Annotated in this window: 1 protein-coding gene; it reads left to right on the top strand. The window is 68.0% G+C overall.

Annotated features, from left to right (window positions below):
• Window positions 1-1,835: amino acid adenylation domain-containing protein (locus tag HMPREF2914_RS14190; RefSeq protein ID WP_116850587.1), on the top strand; the 1,835-nt coding region annotated here is incomplete at both ends.

Below are 1,835 nucleotides of genomic sequence, written 5' to 3'. Positions count from 1 at the left end.
GCCACCGACCTGTTCGACGCCTCCACCGTGGAACGCCTGGCCGGCCATTGGCGCAACCTGTTGCGCGGCATCGTCGCCAACCCACGACAGCGGCTCGGCGAGTTGCCGCTGCTGGATGCGCCGGAGCGCCGGCAGACCCTCTCCGAATGGAACCCGGCCCAGCGCGAGTGCGCGGTGCAGGGCACCTTGCAGCAGCGTTTCGAGGAGCAGGCGCGGCAACGGCCACAGGCGGTTGCGCTGATCCTCGACGAACAACGGCTGAGCTACGGCGAACTGAATGCGCGGGCCAATCGCCTGGCGCACTGCCTGATCGCTCGCGGCGTTGGCGCGGACGTGCCGGTCGGGCTGGCGCTGGAGCGTTCGCTGGACATGCTGGTCGGCTTGCTGGCGATCCTCAAGGCCGGCGGCGCCTACCTGCCGTTGGACCCGGCGGCGCCAGAGGAGCGCCTGGCGCATATCCTCGACGACAGTGGGGTACGGCTGCTGCTGACCCAGGGGCATCTGCTCGAGCGCCTGCCACGGCAGACGGGGGTGGAGGTGCTGGCCATCGACGGACTGGTGCTGGACGGCTACGCCGAGAGCGACCCGTTAACGACGCTATCGGCGGACAACCTGGCCTACGTGATCTATACCTCGGGCTCGACCGGCAAGCCCAAGGGCACGTTGCTCACCCACCGCAACGCGCTGCGCCTGTTCAGCGCCACCGAGGCCTGGTTCGGCTTCGACGAGCGGGACGTGTGGACGTTGTTCCATTCCTACGCCTTCGATTTCTCGGTCTGGGAAATCTTCGGCGCGCTGCTCTATGGCGGGCGCCTGGTGATCGTGCCGCAATGGGTGAGCCGTTCGCCGGAAGACTTCTACCGTCTGCTGTGCCGCGAAGGCGTGACGGTGCTCAACCAGACGCCGTCGGCGTTCAAGCAACTGATGGCGGTGGCCTGTTCCGCCGACATGGCGACGCAGCAGCCGGCGCTGCGCTACGTGATCTTCGGTGGCGAGGCGCTGGATCTGCAGAGCCTGCGGCCGTGGTTCCAGCGCTTCGGCGATCGCCAGCCGCAACTGGTGAACATGTACGGCATCACCGAGACCACGGTGCACGTAACCTACCGTCCGGTGAGCGAAGCCGACCTGGAGGGTGGCCTGGTCAGTCCGATTGGCGGGACCATCCCGGACCTGTCCTGGTACATCCTCGACCGTGACCTGAACCCGGTGCCGCGCGGCGCGGTGGGCGAGCTGTACATCGGTCGCGCCGGTCTGGCGCGCGGCTACCTGAGGCGGCCCGGGTTGAGTGCCACCCGCTTCGTGCCGAACCCGTTCCCCGGCGGCGCCGGCGAGCGGCTGTACCGTACCGGCGACCTGGCGCGGTTCCAGGCGGATGGCAATATCGAGTACATCGGGCGTATCGACCACCAGGTGAAGGTTCGCGGCTTCCGTATCGAACTGGGCGAGATCGAAGCGGCGCTCGCCGGTCTGGCCGGGGTACGCGATGCCGTGGTGCTGGCCCATGACGGAGTCGGCGGCACGCAACTGGCGGGATACGTGGTGGCGGACTCGGCGGAGGATGCCGAGCGTCTGCGGGAGTCGCTGCGGGAGTCGCTGAAGCGGCACCTGCCGGACTACATGGTGCCGGCGCACCTGATGCTGCTGGAGCGGATGCCGCTGACGGTCAATGGCAAGCTCGACCGGCAGGCGTTGCCGCAACCGGATGCGAGCCTGTCGCAACAGGCCTATCGAGCGCCCGGTAGCGAACTGGAGCAGCGCATCGCAGCGATCTGGTCGGAGATCCTGGGAGTGGAACGGGTCGGCCTGGACGACAACTTCTTCGAACTGGGCGGTCA

The organism is Pseudomonas sp. HMSC067G02 (assembly GCF_001813485.1).
In the GTDB taxonomy this organism is placed as follows: domain Bacteria; phylum Pseudomonadota; class Gammaproteobacteria; order Pseudomonadales; family Pseudomonadaceae; genus Pseudomonas; species Pseudomonas aeruginosa.
This window is presented reverse-complemented; position numbering and strand designations above follow the sequence as displayed.